The organism is Serratia sp. OLAL2 (assembly GCF_002752475.1).
GTDB classification, from domain to species: domain Bacteria; phylum Pseudomonadota; class Gammaproteobacteria; order Enterobacterales; family Enterobacteriaceae; genus Serratia; species Serratia bockelmannii.
On record NZ_MSTL01000019.1, the window covers coordinates 77,110 to 93,079 of the forward strand.

17 protein-coding genes are annotated in these 15,970 nt (G+C 59.8%); 10 read left to right on the plus strand and 7 right to left on the minus strand.

The genetic code is table 11. From position 1 onward, the window contains the following. Positions 1–13 precede the first annotated feature (13 nt). Both BVU99_RS17690 and BVU99_RS17695 read left to right on the plus strand, forming a co-directional pair. Positions 14–946: a spore coat protein U domain-containing protein gene (locus tag BVU99_RS17690; RefSeq protein WP_025302579.1), complete on the plus strand. Its 933-nt coding sequence runs from the start codon at positions 14–16 to the stop codon at positions 944–946. 135 nt (positions 947–1,081) lie between these two features. Further along, the gene (locus BVU99_RS17695; protein WP_025302578.1) at positions 1,082–1,321 is read left to right on the plus strand and encodes a DUF1480 family protein; all 240 of its coding nucleotides are present in this window, start codon (positions 1,082–1,084) and stop codon (positions 1,319–1,321) included. Positions 1,322–1,376: 55 nt separating this feature from the next. On the opposite strand, the gene BVU99_RS17700 is transcribed toward BVU99_RS17695, so the two are convergent. Both BVU99_RS17700 and BVU99_RS17705 read right to left on the minus strand, forming a co-directional pair. Next, positions 1,377–1,976 (minus strand): C39 family peptidase, encoded by a 600-nt coding sequence (locus BVU99_RS17700; RefSeq protein ID WP_025302577.1) that lies wholly within the window; start codon positions 1,974–1,976, stop codon positions 1,377–1,379. A 4-nt stretch (positions 1,977–1,980) separates the two neighbouring features. Continuing rightward, complete coding sequence (locus BVU99_RS17705) at positions 1,981–2,373, minus strand: ASCH domain-containing protein (RefSeq protein WP_004931522.1); 393 nt, start codon at positions 2,371–2,373, stop codon at positions 1,981–1,983. A gap of 338 nt (positions 2,374–2,711) precedes the next feature. On the opposite strand from BVU99_RS17705, the gene yniD reads away from it, so the two are divergent. After that, the gene (gene yniD, locus BVU99_RS25330; RefSeq protein WP_016928013.1) at positions 2,712–2,804 is read left to right on the plus strand and encodes a small membrane protein YniD; all 93 of its coding nucleotides are present in this window, start codon (positions 2,712–2,714) and stop codon (positions 2,802–2,804) included. A gap of 38 nt (positions 2,805–2,842) precedes the next feature. On the opposite strand, the gene BVU99_RS25155 is transcribed toward yniD, so the two are convergent. Next, positions 2,843–2,995, minus strand: a complete 153-nt coding sequence (locus BVU99_RS25155; RefSeq protein ID WP_162837925.1) for a hypothetical protein — start codon at positions 2,993–2,995, stop codon at positions 2,843–2,845. A gap of 159 nt (positions 2,996–3,154) precedes the next feature. Here BVU99_RS25155 and BVU99_RS17710 point away from each other — a divergent pair, with 159 nt between their 5' ends. After that, on the plus strand, positions 3,155–3,364 hold the full coding sequence (locus tag BVU99_RS17710) for a hypothetical protein (RefSeq protein WP_004931526.1): 210 nt from the start codon (positions 3,155–3,157) through the stop codon (positions 3,362–3,364). Positions 3,365–3,510: 146 nt separating this feature from the next. Here the strand turns inward: BVU99_RS17710 and BVU99_RS17715 are convergent, their stop codons facing one another. Next, positions 3,511–4,929: a serralysin family metalloprotease gene (locus BVU99_RS17715; protein WP_099817346.1), complete on the minus strand. Its 1,419-nt coding sequence runs from the start codon at positions 4,927–4,929 to the stop codon at positions 3,511–3,513. A 332-nt stretch (positions 4,930–5,261) separates the two neighbouring features. Beyond that, the gene (locus BVU99_RS17725; protein ID WP_049295452.1) at positions 5,262–6,605 is read right to left on the minus strand and encodes a 2-hydroxycarboxylate transporter family protein; all 1,344 of its coding nucleotides are present in this window, start codon (positions 6,603–6,605) and stop codon (positions 5,262–5,264) included. 431 nt (positions 6,606–7,036) lie between these two features. Here BVU99_RS17725 and pckA point away from each other — a divergent pair, with 431 nt between their 5' ends. Next, positions 7,037–8,656, plus strand: coding sequence for a phosphoenolpyruvate carboxykinase (ATP) (pckA, locus tag BVU99_RS17730; RefSeq protein ID WP_099817344.1), 1,620 nt, complete (start codon positions 7,037–7,039; stop codon positions 8,654–8,656). 56 nt (positions 8,657–8,712) lie between these two features. Here the strand turns inward: pckA and BVU99_RS17735 are convergent, their stop codons facing one another. After that, on the minus strand, positions 8,713–9,357 hold the full coding sequence (locus tag BVU99_RS17735) for a TetR/AcrR family transcriptional regulator (RefSeq protein WP_060447258.1): 645 nt from the start codon (positions 9,355–9,357) through the stop codon (positions 8,713–8,715). 93 nt (positions 9,358–9,450) lie between these two features. Between BVU99_RS17735 and BVU99_RS17740 the strand changes: the two genes are divergently transcribed. From BVU99_RS17740 to BVU99_RS17760, 5 genes are all read left to right on the plus strand, one after another. After that, positions 9,451–10,149 (plus strand): hypothetical protein, encoded by a 699-nt coding sequence (locus BVU99_RS17740; RefSeq protein ID WP_025302572.1) that lies wholly within the window; start codon positions 9,451–9,453, stop codon positions 10,147–10,149. An 82-nt stretch (positions 10,150–10,231) separates the two neighbouring features. Beyond that, positions 10,232–10,618, plus strand: coding sequence for a GFA family protein (locus BVU99_RS17745; RefSeq protein ID WP_025302571.1), 387 nt, complete (start codon positions 10,232–10,234; stop codon positions 10,616–10,618). Between the two features lie 90 nt (positions 10,619–10,708). Continuing rightward, positions 10,709–12,013 carry an MFS transporter gene (locus tag BVU99_RS17750; protein WP_025302570.1) on the plus strand — a complete coding sequence of 435 codons (1,305 nt, stop codon included), beginning with the start codon at positions 10,709–10,711 and terminating at the stop codon, positions 12,011–12,013. A 168-nt stretch (positions 12,014–12,181) separates the two neighbouring features. Next, complete coding sequence (locus tag BVU99_RS17755) at positions 12,182–13,441, plus strand: MFS transporter (protein ID WP_025302569.1); 1,260 nt, start codon at positions 12,182–12,184, stop codon at positions 13,439–13,441. After that, positions 13,438–14,880 carry a glycoside hydrolase family 32 protein gene (locus tag BVU99_RS17760; RefSeq protein WP_099817343.1) on the plus strand — a complete coding sequence of 481 codons (1,443 nt, stop codon included), beginning with the start codon at positions 13,438–13,440 and terminating at the stop codon, positions 14,878–14,880. The genes BVU99_RS17755 and BVU99_RS17760 overlap by 4 nt, the downstream gene beginning before the upstream one ends. A 41-nt stretch (positions 14,881–14,921) precedes the next feature. Here BVU99_RS17760 and BVU99_RS17765 read toward each other — a convergent pair whose 3' ends face one another. Then, the gene (locus BVU99_RS17765) at positions 14,922–15,923 is read right to left on the minus strand and encodes a LacI family DNA-binding transcriptional regulator (RefSeq protein ID WP_049204079.1); all 1,002 of its coding nucleotides are present in this window, start codon (positions 15,921–15,923) and stop codon (positions 14,922–14,924) included. Positions 15,924–15,970: the final 47 nt, after the last annotated feature.

Consider the following 15,970-nt stretch of genomic DNA (forward strand, 5'->3'; position numbering starts at 1 on the left):
ACGGAGAGTCACTATGTTTCGGGGATTGAAAGCCTTATTGTTAACCCTTTCGCTGCTGCTCTGTCAGCGCGCATTCGCCGACTGCGCCACCACCAACGGCACCGTCACCTTACCGGGGAGCAGCTCTTTCGTGGTCTACAATGGGCAGATCAACGCCCAGGGCACCGCCGGCCTCAACTGCACCGGCCTCGGCCTCAATTTGCTCACGCAAAACACCGTCACGGTCAAGATCGCCTCCACCACCAACAATATGGCGGTTGCCAACACCGACGGTTCCGGCGATAAAATCGCTTACCTGATCTACCCCGACGCCAACTACCAATATCCTTACAGCATCGGCCAAACCATCGACTACAGCTCGCTGAACCTGCTGTCGCTGATCCTGATTTCCTCCAACGTCAACTTTCCGCTGTATATCAAAACCACCGCCGGCGCCAACGTGCGCGCAGGCACCTATACCGACAGCATCAACCTGATCTGGAATTACCATATTTGCGGCCTGGGCGTGCTCGGCCTGTGCGTTTGGTGGGACGGCGTCGACAAACCCAGCACGGTCAGCGTCAGCGTCACCATCACCAAAGACTGCCTGATCGGCACCGCGCCCAACGTCAACTTCGGCAGCATGGCGTTGGTCGGGCAGTTCAATCCTGTCAATCAGAGCATCACCCTGACCTGCACCAAAACCGAGGGATACAACACCTATTTCACCAACGGCAATAACCCGGTTTCCGGTTGGCGACGCATGAAAAGCGGTACCAGCAATTTCATGCAGTACCAGATTTACTTGCCTAATACGACGACCGTTTGGGATAGCACCAACAAACAGAGCGGCGCCGGCACCGGCCTGGCGCAAAGCATCCCGTATAAGGCGGCGGTCAATGCGGCGCAGACGGAAGTGGCGGTCGGCAGCTATCAGGACACGCTCAGTTTTGTGGTGGAGTACTAGGCGTTGTGTTTTGCCGGCGTGGAAATTGTTTCCAAAATGTAATTTTTATGTGGCATTTTTTGCTCATTTGGCTATGCTCTTACCAATGGCCAAACTGGTCTAACCTCCTACCACACCATTGAGCAAGGAGTTCCCATGAGCAAAACCGTCGTAAAAATTGGCAGCTTCGAGGTCGATGACGCGCATCTTCACGCCGGCGCCGACCGCACCGGCACCCTGAGCATTCCCTGCAAGTCCGATCCGGATCTGTGCATGCAGCTGGACGGCTGGGATGAACATACCAGCATCCCGGCCATCCTCGACGGCAAACAGTCGCTGCTGTACAAGCAACACTACGATCGGCAAGCGGACGCCTGGGTGATGCGGCTGGCATGAAAATGCATCAGAACTGCTGACGACGCGCTGTTTTCATCGGAAACAGCGCGTTTTTTTATGCGATGGCGATGCCGCGGCCGGCAAAGAAAGGGGCGAAGCGGCTGAGCGGCAGGTGCACCCGCTCGCGCGTCGCCGGGCTGTCGCCCGAAGGATTGTGGAAGATCACGCTTTGCGCATCGGCGGCGGTGATCAGCACCAGATGCCCGCCCCGCTGCGGCGGCGTACTCTCCGGCCGGCGAATGGAGGGATGCACCGAGGCGATAAAGTAGCGGCATTCATGAAGCAGCGCCGGCACCTCGGCGGCCTCTAGCCCCACCTTCACCTCCGCTTGCAGCGCGAACTGCTCGCGCACATACTCGACGAACGGCGCATAAATCAGCCCCTTTATCCGCTCACCTTCGCGTACATAGGCGCCGTAGGGCAGGCTGCGGCGCGCCAGCTCCAGCAGCGGCGGCGCTTCACCGTCGCGGTGGCCCAGCACCATTTTCAGGCAGGCCATGCCGCACACGTGGTTGGCCCACTCGACGTACTCTGCCCGATCGCGGGCGCCGCTGCGTGCCCAATTTTCGTCTTGCGCCAGCGTCGCGCGGCCGGCGATCAGATCGGCGGCCAGCTCCGGGCTCGCCCACTGGCACTCGTAGGGAACGGCGCGCATAAGATTAAAATTTGTCGACGACTTTGAAATTCATCAGCACCAGCGTCATGTCCGGCGAGAACAGGTCATACTCTTCGAAGAAGCGCTGCAGCTCTTTGCGCCAGTGCGCCAGCGAGCGATCGCCCTCGCCTTCGGCAAAGGCGTGCGCTTCATCAACCTGATCGTAAGTTTTCATTTCCACCGCGGTCAACTCGACTGCGCAAACCGGCTCACCCTTGCCGTCCACCACCAGGAACAGATCGCCGGCCTGTGGGATCCCTTCGCCGTCCAGGTTAGAACAGGTGGCCGTTTTGGTGCCATTGAGGATCAATTGCACGACTTCATCGGCCTGCTGCTCGGTATCGCCGAACGCCCAGCGCTCAAGGTGCTCGTATTTCTGTGGAATTGCCGTCGCCATGATTATACCTTTAGGAAAAATGCATCAATGCAGACAGGATAGTACAACGTATTGCCGGCCGTCTGCATCCGTCCCAAGCGCGACTGCGCGTTTTGCCAGCGCCACTTTTACGCGTTTTTACCTTTCTTCGCTGTGCCTGCCGCGCTGCCGGGCGCATACTGCGAACATTATTCACCCAATGGCGACTGCCAGGCGGTAACATGCAGCAAAATGACATCGATGCTGACGATACCTTCAGCGATTTACTCAACGGCGTCGCGTTAGTGACGCTTGTCCTCATCACCCTCGCCGGCGGGTGGTATTTCAGCTAAAAGGGGCGCAACGTGGCAACAAAACGCATGGGCAACAAGCTCAGTAAAATGGTCGTGGTGCTGCTGCTGATCTGCCTGGCATTGCTGCTGTTGCGTTGGGCGGCGATCGCCTTCGGTTAATGCCGCGAGACGACGCCGGCCGAACGCCGGCGCCCTGTTCATCGCCGCCGTGGCGCGGTCGGCTCCAGCAACTCCTGCAAATAGGCCAAACGCGCCTCCCCCTGAAGCAACCAGCGGCGACACAGCCAATGCTGCGTTTCACCCGTGCGGCTCAGGCGGTAGTACTCCGCCAAGGTTTCGACCCAGTTCATGATGTTTTCTCCTGCTTTTCGACACCGTCAGTATTGAGCGTAAAAACCAGAAGAAATACTGATGGCTTGTTTTTTATGCTTCCTGTTTTAGGCGGCGGGTAGCGAAGCCGCAGTTCAGCTGTTACATTGGGCAAAAATCAACCCACCGAGGTGTAGACCATGACGTTCTCGGAACAGGAGATTAAACCCGTATGGGATGAGGTCGCACGCCTGATCGGCGACGGCGTGATGCAGCTGCGCCATCGCGGTGAAGCGCTGTCGGTGGAAACGCTGGAAAAACATCTGGCGCGGCAGTTGGCGGACAGCAACGATATCGAACGGCGCATCCTACTCGGCGCCGCCATCAACATGCTGAAAGGCGGAAAATGAATCGCCAACCGAAAAGGTTGGCGATTCGACAGAAGCCCGAGGTATGCAAGCCCGGCCTTCTGCGCGCTACTATGTCACGCTAATATGACGTAATTAATAGGAATTGTCGGGTTTTTGCCCAAAACGCCCTATTTTTGTTGCCTGCATTACGCCAACACGAAATCGCCGGCATCCAGCGGCTGCCCCACCACTTTCACCAGGAAGTCGTTGCCGTCAAAGGCGCCGCCCAGGTTGATTGCCACATCGCTGACGTGATTTTGCTCATCGTAGCTCAGCTTCGCCTCGCCCGCCTTGCCGCTGAACTGATCGACGAAGCGGATGCCGTCGGCGCTGCCGGTGTTGAACAGCGTCAGATCGATCTTGTCCTCGCCGCGCACGAAGTCGCGGATCCAATCCGGCGCCGCCGCCGTCGACTCATTCGCCGCAAAGTAGACGAAGGTGTCCTTGCCGGCGCCGCCCCACAGCTGATCCGCCCCTTTGCCGCCGTACAGCACGTCATCACCCGCGCCGCCCTTGAGCACGTTATCGGCGGCGTTCCCGACCAGCACATCGTTACCCGACCCGCCGATGGCGTTTTCAATCGTTACGCCTGCGGCGATCGACACGTTGCCTTTCAGGCCGCCGACGTCCGAGAACGCCTTTTCATTCAGGTTGATGCGCTGATTTTGACCGAAGCCGGAGAAGTCGAAGGTGTCGTTGCCGCCGGCATCCCAGGCGGTGAAAATTATCTTGTCCTGCGCGCCGGTGGCGGTGAGGAAGTCGCGATCGGTGTTGGAATTGAATCCGTAAACCGTATCGCCGGTGCGGGTGTTCATGTTGGCACCGTAGAAATGCTGGATCGCCGTGATGTCGTTGAGCAACGGCCCGGAAGAGTACGCGCCTTTAAAGTCCTGCCCGGTGTTACTTTCGCTGAAATAGCTCATCAGGCTGTGCGCGCGGCTGTCCTCAAAGTAGGTCGCGTCTTTAGCGTAGGTGATGCTGACGCCCGGCGCGGCGTTATAGTCGCCCGGATGCTGCAACCCCAGCGCATGGCCGATTTCATGGGTGAAGGTCTGGCGACCGTACTCGTTCTCATGGATCTGGTTGTTGACGAAGGTATGGTTCTTGGCGTTATACCAGGTTTGCCCGGCGACCGAAGGCGAGGTGTCCGGGTTATACGCAAAGGCATAGGAGCCGCGCGAGCTGTAGTCGAACAGGCCGAATTTGATGTTGGCAGCGGCGGTGTTGCTGGTTTCGGTGAAGGTGATGTTAGCCACGTCTGACCATGACTGCAGCGACAGTTTAGCCTGCTCGCGCTGTTCGGCATTAAAGCTGCTGAAGCCGCTGATGCCCATGCTCGACATGTTGCCCGGCGCCTTTTCCCAGAAGCTGTAGGTCAGAGAGACCGGCGTGTCGGTCACGCCCTTGTCGTGCCAACTGCGATCGCCGCGCACCAGCTCCAGGCCGGCGTTTTCGAACGTTTTCGACGGATGAAGCACGGTAATGGTGTCGTCTTCATCGGGTTTATAAGCGCCCAACAGGGCTAATACGCCTTCGGCCTTAACGGAAGCATTGCTTGATGACATAACCTTATCTCCATATTCGTCAATTCAATCGGGGGGATGCCCCAACTGGCGGATTGCCTGAACGGCAGCGGCCCGGTGTTGAATCAATACGGGGATATCGGTAATGCGGTGGCGCCTTCCCTCGGCACTCTGAATGAGAACGATAATCCCTTAAGAGAAAAGAATAGACACATTTTCATCGAGTACAGAATTTTCTCAGATAAAGTCCGACTATGCATTTGCGCCATACGAATGATTTTCAAGATAATCATCAGCATTATCACGATGAGCGGAAAAAACGCATAAAAAAACCGGGGCAATCCAACCCCGGTTATCCATAAGAAACTCTGGACTCAGACTAACCAACCGAGCAGCAGCGTCGCGCCAATGACCGTGGAAGCGCCGCCAATGCGCGTGGCGATTTGGGCGAATGGCATCAGCCCCATACGGTTCGACGCCGACAGGATCGCCACATCGCCGGTGCCGCCCAGGCCACTGTGACAACAGGTGACGATTGCCGCCTCCACCGGGAACATCTTCAGGTAAGGCGCAATCAGGAAACTGACCAGCCCCATCGACAGCACCACCGAGCCGCAGACCACCACATAACCGACCGAGAACACTGCCACCACGCTTTCCAGCGGCACGTACAGCATACCCAGACCGATCATCAGCGGCCACACCAGCGCCGTGGAGACGAACTTGTAGAAACTGTGCGCGCCGGTTTCCATCGAGGCCGGGATCACCCGGCAGTACTTGCACAGCACCGCGAACAGGATCATCAGCACCGGGCCGGGAATATGCACGATGTGTTCGAACAGGCCGCCGACGATAAAGAAGGCGCAGATCACCAGCAGCCCGCCGCCCATCAGTTGGAAATCGACGTTGCCGCTTTGCTCCTTGATGGCGAACATCGCGTTCTCCTGCGCCGAACGGATCAGCATGCCGTCGCCGCTCAGCGCCTTGCGCTGCATGCCGATACGCGCCAACACCCCGGCGGTCACGATGGCGAAGATGTTACCCAGCACCGCCGCCGGCGCCAGCTGCGCGACGTAGACGTCCGGCGTCGAGCCCAGGATCGCCGAATAGGCCAGCGACAGCGGTAAAATCCCCTCGCCGATGCCGCCACCGATGATTGGCACGATGATGAAGAAGAAGGTGTGATAGAAGGTAAAGCCGAACAGCTTGCCCACCAGCAGCCCGGTGATCACCGCCGTGATCGTACCCACCACCAGCGGCACGAACATGCGAATCATCCCCTGGATCAGGATCACCCGGTTCATGCCGAGAATGCTGCCGACCACCAGACTGGCGATGACGAAATAAAGCAGGTTGGCGTCTTTCATCAGCAGATGGACGGTGCCCATAACGTTGGGCTGGAAGACATTGAAATAGACCAGCACCGAGGGCACCATCAAACACAGAATGGCCGGCCCGCCGATATCGCGCAGCACGGGAATGCTTTTTCCCAACTGAGCCAGCGCAAAGCCCAGCGTCATTATCACTGCCAGGCCGCCGATCATATTTTTCGGCAGGAAGTTGGCATAGGCGGAAATCGCCACGATGGCGCAAATCGTGATAAACAACGCGATCGGTACCGCGCCGATATCCATTTGACGAAGTTGATTAATTAATCCTGAGGATTCGGACGATGCCGTATTTTTATCACAGGCCAGTTCTGCATTTATCTGTTTCATTATTCACCCTGCTGACAAGCGTACAGTACGGTTAGATTCACCTGGCGCAACATCCCGCCATTGCCAAGCAAAAACAAATGATTACGAAAAATCCTATTGTGGATTTCGCTTTTTCTAATAAGAAATAAAACAGTAGACAGCCCTGAAGATATGATAAAAAATAAAAATGCAAAACTAAATTACACCGACGGAATTCAATATTGTGACCCTCCGCCAAGGTTGGTTTTAATTAATTATCGTCAGCATTTTGTAATTAAAGTAAGCAGGTTTAAATTCGCTGCTATGCTATAGGAGGGCGAAAAAGCCCCCTGTTTTATTAATAAAGAACCGGAAACGCAGTAGCTGAATCCGGTCAGCTTGATCCGAACCTTAATCCTGCGCGCGGCACCGCTCGGGAAAGAGGCATAATATGACTCATAAGGAAGTAGAATATGTCTTCACGCGCTGTTACCCCACAAACTCTCGCTCGCTACGGCATCCATCAGGCCGCCGATATCGTCTATAACCCCAGCTATGAATTGCTGTTCGCCGAAGAGACCCGCGCCGACCTGCCGCCGCTGGAACGCGGCACCCTCACCCAACTGGGTGCGGTCAACGTCGCGACCGGTGAGTTCACCGGCCGTTCGCCGAAGGACAAATACATCGTGCGCGACACCACCACGCGCGACACCGTCTGGTGGTCCGACAACGGCACCGGCAAGAACGACAACCAGCCGCTGTCGCCGGAAGTCTGGCAGCATCTGAAGACGCTGGTGGGCAACCAGCTCTCCGGCAAGCGTTTGTTCGTGGTGGACGCGTTCTGCGGCGCCAACGCCGACACGCGCCTGAAAGTGCGCTTCATTACCGAGGTGGCCTGGCAGGCGCACTTCGTGAAAAACATGTTTATTCGCCCGAGCGACGCCGAACTGGCGGACTTCGAGCCGGACTTCGTGGTAATGAACGGCGCCAAATGCACCAACCCGGACTGGCAGCAGCAAGGGCTGCATTCGGAGAACTTCGTCGCCTTCAACCTGACGGAACGCATGCAGCTGATCGGCGGCACCTGGTACGGCGGCGAAATGAAAAAAGGCCTGTTCTCGATCATGAACTACCTGCTGCCGCTGAAGGGCATCGCCTCGATGCACTGCTCGGCCAACGTGGGCGAGAAAGGCGACGTGGCGGTGTTCTTCGGCCTGTCCGGCACCGGCAAAACCACCCTCTCCACCGATCCGAAACGCCAGCTTATCGGCGATGACGAGCACGGCTGGGACGACGACGGCGTGTTCAACTTCGAAGGCGGCTGCTACGCCAAGACCATCAAGCTGTCGCCGCAGGCGGAGCCGGAAATCTATCAGGCGATCCGCCGCGATGCGCTGCTGGAAAACGTCACCGTGCTGGCCGACGGCAGCATCGACTTCGACGATGCCAGCAAAACCGAGAACACCCGCGTCTCCTATCCGATTTATCACATCGAGAACATCGTCAAACCGGTGTCCAAAGCCGGCCATGCGCGCAAGATCATCTTCCTGACCGCCGACGCCTTTGGCGTACTGCCGCCGGTATCGCTCCTGACGCCTGAGCAAACCCAGTACCACTTCCTGTCCGGCTTCACCGCCAAGCTGGCCGGCACCGAGCGCGGCATCACCGCCCCGACGCCGACCTTCTCCGCCTGCTTCGGCGCCGCTTTCCTGACGCTGCACCCGACGCAGTACGCCGAAGTGCTGGTGAAACGCATGGAGGCCGCCGGCGCCCAGGCTTACCTGGTCAACACCGGCTGGAACGGCAGCGGCAAACGTATTTCTATCAAAGATACGCGCGGCATTATCGACGCTATTCTGAATGGCGACATTGAGCAGGCCGAGACCTTCACGCTGCCGATCTTCGGGCTGGCAGTGCCGACCGCGCTGCCGGGCGTCGATCCGTCGATTCTCGATCCGCGCAAAACCTATGCCGACGAATCGCTGTGGCAGGAGAAGGCGCAGGATCTGGCGCAGCGCTTTATCGATAACTTCGCCAAATATACCGTCACCCCGACGGGCGAAAAACTGGTGAACGCCGGGCCGAAGCTGTAACGCAGACGTTTTGCATTCTGCTGTTTAAGGGCCGAACTTTCGGCCCTTTCTTGTTTTCATCCTTCCACCAGCAAACCCGGCATCACCAGGGCTACCGCCGCCTCGATGCGCTCGTCGATCGCGCTGCCCGGCGGCAACAGTCCCAGCGTCATCTGCCGTAGCGGTTCGGCGATGGTCATCGCCAACAGCAGGTCGCTGGTTTGCGCCCAGTCGCGCTCACGCAGCCACCCGCACTGCTGCTGGCGCTGCAGCCAGTCCGCCACCGTCGCCCGGCCGCGCTGAATGCCGTTGCGCTGGTAGCTCTCCAGCATCCCCTCGCGCCCCGGAAACTCGCTTTGCAGCAGCCGAAACATCCCCACCGCTTCGGCGCTCAATACCTGCTGCGCCACCGCCTGCAGCCCTTTTTCCAACAGCGGCGCCACCGCCTCCCACCGCCCGGCATCCTGGGCGAAGACTGGCTGAAACGCCTCGGTCCAGCCGCTCACCGCCTGCGCCACCAGTTCGTCGCGATTGGCCGCAAAGCGATACAGGGTTTTTTTAGCCACCCCGGCGCGTTTCGCTACCGCGTCCACCGTTGCTGCGGCATAGCCGCCGTCGAGCAGCAACGCCAGCGTCGCCTGCGCCAGCGCGGCGCGCAGCGCCGTTTCCGGCGTGGCCGGCCGGCCGCGGGCACGTAGCGGTTCTTCATTCGGATTCGCCATATTTATTCCTCACAAGCATTGACAGACTCAGCATACCGGCATAGTTTTATTTTAGAAACATTATTCGTTTCCAAAATAAAACAGGACCCCATTATGACACATCCCTCCCTGCTGGCGCCGTGGGGCGTTAACGATATCAACGAGTTGCTCAAGCCTGAACCACTGCGGCTGGAGATGGGGCTGAGCCGCAGCGCCGACGGCCTGCTTACCGTCGCGGTCCGTACCGATCTGCACGGCTGCAAGGGGCGCATGCTGGATTGGTGGTTCACCTTCTTTGAGAACACGCAGCACATCAACTGGTGGCACCCGCACGATCACGTCGAACATCGCGGCTGGGATCGCCATTGGAAAAAAGGGGAAAGCTACGTCGGCGCCAGCATCGAAGCGGTCGAATGGCTGGCGGAACTGCCGCCGGTCGCGGCACGCCTCAAGTTTCACGCCGCCGAGGACTTCTTCGCGCCGCAGCCGCTGCGCCAGGCGCGTGATGCGCAGGCGCTCTCCGCCGCCGTGTGTGCGCGCATCGGCTTCGGCGATCAGGTGGCGTTGGATGACAACGGCGATCCCTGCGACGGCGAGATGCTGCATCTGGCGCGCGATACGCCGTACGGGTGCGTGCTGCGCAGCCGTTTCCTGCTGGGTAAAGCCTGCGCCAACGCCCACGACGAACTCTCGGACGACATCGGGTTTAACCTGATGCGCCACTGCTACAACGAGTTCAGCTATCTGGCACAGTTCCTGCCGTCGCTGTACTACGCCGAAAACGGCCGCGAGCCGGCGCCGTTACTCTGGTAAGCCACCGGCGGGGCCTGTTATTTTTTCGCGATGCCGCTATAGTGATTTTCATCGCCATTCCCGCGTTTATGACGGAGAACTCATGGAAAATCCAGGCTATAGCGGCGGCTGCCTGTGCGGACATATTCGCTTTCAGGTGCACGGCCTGCCCGGTAACCCACACAGCTGTTCCTGCGAATTTTGCCGGCGCCACTCCGGTGCACCGACGCTCTGCTGGGTCGAATTTCCGCGTCAGGCCGTCGAGTGGAATGGCCCGGGCGGCATGCCCACGCTCTACCGCTCTTCCCCCTATTCCAGCCGCGCCTTTTGCCCGCGCTGCGGCAGCACGCTGGGGGCGATCGACGACGAGCCGACGGTGGCGTTGAGCACCGGCAGCTTCGATCGGGCCGATCTGCCGGAGCTGCGCCCGGTCTCGCACGCGTTCGCCGATGTTTGCCCCGAATGGTGGCATATCGACGGCATGCGCTGAGCGCCTCACAGTTCCCGCTGAAATCAATTGATTGTTTTGTCGTATAAATTTAGAACTGACGAACAATAATTCAAATGTATGGGAACGGGGATGAATCAACAGACTCTCGACGCGCGCCGGTCGCGTCAGGCGTTGCTGGCCGGCTCGGTTGGCAACTTTATCGAATGGTATGAGTTCGGGGTGTACGGGTTCCTGGCTACCGTCATCGCCGCCAATTTTTTCACGCTGCAGGGTGAAAATGAAGTCACCAGCCTGATCCTCACCTACGCCGCCTTCGCGCTGGCGTTTTTCTGCCGGCCGATCGGCGCGGTGATCTTCGGCCGCATCGGCGATCGCATCGGCCGTCGCCCGACGCTGATTGCGGTTCTGTTGTTGATGACGCTGGCCACCGCACTGATCGGCGTCATGCCGACCTATGCCTCGATCGGCGTCGCCGCCCCGCTGCTGCTGACGCTGCTGCGCATGTTTCAGGGGCTGTTCGCCGGCGGCGAATTCGGCGGCGCCGTATCACTGATGACCGAATTCGCCCCGAAGGGCAAACGCGGGCTGTTCGGCGCCTGGCAATCGTTGACCGTCGCGCTCGGCCTGCTGGCCGGGGCCGGGCTGGTGGCGCTGCTGGCCGCGCTGCTCAGCGTGCAGCAGCTGCATGACTGGGGCTGGCGCATTCCCTTCCTGCTGGCGCTGCCGATGGGCGCTGTGGCGCTGTGGCTGCGGCTCAAGCTCGAAGAGACGCCCACGTTTACCCAGGCGCAACAGGCCGCGGAACACAGCGCCGCACCGCAGGAGGCGAGCTTGGGCGGCGTGGCGAAAACCATATTGATCGGCATCGGCCGCATGATGGGCTGGTCGGCCGCCGGCTATACCTTCCTGGTGGTGATGCCTTCCTATTTGCAAACCTCGTTGCACGCCACCTTCCAGCAGGCGCTGGTGGCGACGGTGCTGGCCAACGTCGGCTTCGCCCTGACCATTCTGCCGGCGGGCATCATCAGCGACAAACTGGGGCGTAAAACGGTGATGCTGACGGCGGTGGCGGCGGTGATCCTGTTCACCTTCCCGCTGCTGCACCTGTTGCAGGATGCGCAGAGTTCACTGTGGGCCAAAGGGCTGGCAGTGATGGTCGCCGGCGCCGTAGTCGGCCTGCTGGCCGGCCCCGGCCCGGCGATGCTGGCGGAAATGTTCCCGACCCGGGTGCGTTATACCGGCTTGGGGCTGGCTTACTCGCTGTCCAATGCGGTGTTTTCCGGCTCGGCCGGGCTGATTATCACCGGCCTCATCAAACAGACCGGCAATATCGACATTCCCGCCTACTACGTGGTCGCCACCTCGGTGGTCAGCCTGTTTGCGCTGATGACGCTGCGCCGCGACGATCATCTGCGCTCGCTTAACGAACGTTAATCCTCCGGGGGCACATCGCCCCCTTGCCAACTCGTGACCTCGATCACAAGGCAAAAATGTTAACGTTAACTTTTGTGATTAACATCTCATGCGTGATATCTGGCCGCTTCATCCCTTCGCGAGTTAACGTTAACAATAGAGCTAACTTCACTCACCGGGGCCCTACCCATGAACCGCGAAACTAAAAAATATTACGTGCTGCTCAGCGGCCTGCTGTTCTTCTTTTTCTTCACCTGGTCTTCCAGCTTTTCGCTGATCTCGCTGTGGCTGAATCAGAAGATCGGCCTGAAAGGCGCCGAGACCGGCCTGATCTTCTCCGCTATCTCGTTGGTGGCGCTGTGCGCCCAGCCGCTGTACGGGTTTATTCAGGATAAACTTGGGCTGCGCAAACACCTGCTGCAGTTTCTCGGCGTGATGCTGCTGCTGACCGGCCCGTTCTTTATCTACGTTTACGCCCCGCTGCTGGCGAGCAGCCTGCCGCTCGGCGCTTTGGTCGGCGGGGTGTTCATCGGCGCGACCTTCTTCGCCGGTATCGGCGCGCTGGAATCTTATACCGAGCGAGTCAGCCGCATCAGCGGTTTCGAATTCGGCCGCGCCCGCATGTGGGGCTCGCTCGGCTGGGCCAGCGCCACCTTTGTGGCCGGTTTTATCTTCAATATCAATCCGAACATCAATTTCTGGCTGGCCTCCGCCGCCGCCGTGGTGTTCCTGGTGCTGCTCAGCCAGGTACGCGAGCTGAAGCCGAACGCCATGGCCGGCCTGGCGTTCGGCAAACCGGAAAACCTGCGGCTGCAGGACGCGCTGGCGCTGCTGCGCATGCCCGGCTTCTGGGCACTGGTGGTGTTTGTGCTGGGGATCAGCGTATACAACGTTTTCGATCAGCAATTTTCGGTCTACTTCGCTTCACAGTTCGCTTCTCGCGCACAGGGCAACGAGATGTACGGTTTTCTCAACTCGCTGCAGGTCTTCCTCGAGGCCGGCGGCATGTTCCTGGCGCCGCTGCTGGTGAACCGCATCGGCGCCAAACAGGGGCTGTTGCTGGCCGGTGGCGTGATGGCGCTGCGCATGTTCGGTTCCGGCTTAGTCAGCGGCGCCCTGATGATCTCCGCCATGAAACTGCTGCACGCCGTAGAATTGCCAATCCTGCTGATCGCTATCTTCAAATACATCGCGAGCCGCTTTGACAGCCGACTCTCCTCCACACTGTACCTGGTAGGCTTCCAGTTCATCACCCAGGTGATGGCCAGCTTCCTGTCGCCGCTGGCGGGCTACGGTTATGACCGCATCGGCTTTGCCGACACCTATCTGCTGATGGGCTGCGCGGTCGCCGCCACGACGCTTGTCTCCTGTTTCCTGCTGCGCGGCGAACGTTCCGCCAGCGTAGCCCCCTTTCAATCCGCCATTAAATCAAGTGAGTCTGTCCAATGAACACTGCCTTAGCTCAAGCCGACCATGCGGTCGAAGCCCTGCGTGCAGAGCGCCGAGACGATTACTACCCGCAGTTCCATCTCGCGCCGCCCGCCGGCTGGATCAACGATCCCAACGGCCTGATCTGTATTGACGGCGTCTATCATGCCTTCTTCCAGCATCACCCCTATAGCGAACACTGGGGCCCCATGCACTGGGGGCACGCGACCAGCCGCGACCTGATACGCTGGCAGCATCAGCCCATCGCCCTGGCACCCGATGCGCCCTATGACAAAGACGGTTGCTTTTCCGGCTGCGCCGTAGATGACAACGGTGTGCTGACGCTGATTTACACCGGCCACGTGTGGCTGGGCGAACCCGGTGACGACAGCCAGGTGCGGGAAGTGCAATGTCTGGCCACCAGCGAAGACGGCATACGCTTCATCAAACACGGGCCGGTACTGGCCCCGCCGGACGGCATTCAGCATTTTCGCGATCCGAAAGTCTGGTGCGAAAACGGCGAATGGTGGCTGGTGGTCGGCGCCAAAGAAAACGGCCTGGGCCAGGTGCGCCTGTACCGCTCTGCCGACCTGCGCGCCTGGCGCTTCGATCGGGTGCTGGCCGGCGCGCAAACGGCGCATCAGGGCTATATGTGGGAATGCCCGGATTTCTTCCCGCTGGGGGAGCAACATCTGCTGCTGTTTTCGCCGCAGGGGTTGGCGGCGCAGGGCTACCGCTATCGCAATCGCTTCCAGAGCGGCTATCTGCTCGGCCACTGGCGGCCGGACGGCGACTTTACGGTGACCCAGCCCTTCTGTGAGCTGGATGCCGGCCACGATTTCTATGCGCCGCAGACCTTCACCGCCGCCGACGGCCGTCGGCTGCTGTTTGCCTGGATGGATATGTGGGAATCCCCAATGCCCAGCAAAGCGCATCGCTGGGCCGGCGCCCTCACCCTGCCGCGCGAACTGACGCTGGCCGCCGACGGCAGCGTCCGCATGAACCCGGCGCGTGAACTGGCGGCGCTGCGCCGAGAGCCACACACGTTTTTGGCGCAGACGCTGACCAATCAGCATCTGCCGCTGACGAACGACGTGCAGGAACTCACCCTGACGTTGAGGCCGGCCGACAACGACGCCGAGCGTTACGGGCTGGCTATCGGGAGTGCGGCGCGCCTGTTTGTCGACAATCAGGCGCACCGACTGGTGCTGGAGCGTTTTCATGAACACCCCGCCCTGTGCACCTGCCGCAGTGTGCCGCTGCCGGAGGGTGACATCCTGTCGCTGCGGATCTTTATCGATCGCTCATCGCTGGAAATCTTCGTGAATCAGGGAGAGGCCTGCCTGACCAGCCGCATCTATCCGACGGCGGGCGATCGCCGTCTCCGCCTGTTCGCCGAAGGCGGCCGGGCGCAGTTCGAGCCCATCACGGGATGGCAGTTGGCGAGCATCTGGGGGTAATGGGAATGAGCGCCGGGCGCGCAGCGGCGCGCCCGGTGTGGCTACAGCGAACCACGCTCCAACAGCGGGCAAGGCACTTTCACCGTATCACGCTGTTCCCGCCGCTCAATCACATGCAGCGCCGCAAGACGGCCCAACTCGTAATGCGGCAGCTGCACCGTCGTCAATGCCGGCAGGAACAGCTCACCGGTGCCGACCATATTGTCGTAGCCCAGCACCGCCACCTGTTGCGGTATCCGCCATCCTTGCGCCAGCAATACCTGATACACCAGAAACGCTATCCGATCGTTTCCGCACACCACGACATCGCAATCGCGCCGTCCTGCAGAGAAATGCCGCTCCAGCAACGCGACGCAGTCGCGATAGCTTTGATCGCCGCCGCTCAGATCGAGATGATACTGCTGCAGCTGTTCAACATCGCGCCCCGCTTCGCGCCAGGCGCGTTCCAGACCGCGGCGGCGCAGGCCCGCCGCCAGCGTATCCGCCGGTAAATGAATGCACAATGGCGCGCGATAGCCTTTGGCGATCAGCGTGCGCGTGGCGTCATACTGCCCTTGCTCATCATCAGGAATGTAGCTGGCGATCGAATGCGCCGGGCTGACGCAGTTGGCCAACACCAGCTTTTTGTCCAGCAGTTTGGCCGGTAGCGTCACCTCACGCAGCCCCATCGTGGTGAATATCACCCCATCCGGTCGATGCGCCAACAGCAGATCGACGGTCTGTTCGGCGTTGTCGTCGGCAAACAGGTTGACGACGAAGCTGTTCCAGCCGCGCTCGCGCGCGGTTTTCTCAATCGACAGGATCATTTCCACCGAGAACGGCGTCGTGGCGGTGTCCAGCGCCAGCACGCCGAGCGTCTGCACGCGATTTCCGTCACCGCGAATACGCCGCGCCGACAGATCCGGCACGTAGTCTAACTGGTCGATCGCCTGTTTGACGCGGTGATAGGTTTCCGGCCGCAGCTTGCCGGGTTCATTGATGGCGCGGGACACCGTCATCAACGAGACTCCGGCAAGTTTTGCGACGTCTTTCAGCGAAGCCATGCGCCCTTCTTTATGATTAATGGGGAAAAGTGAATAATCCCATAACC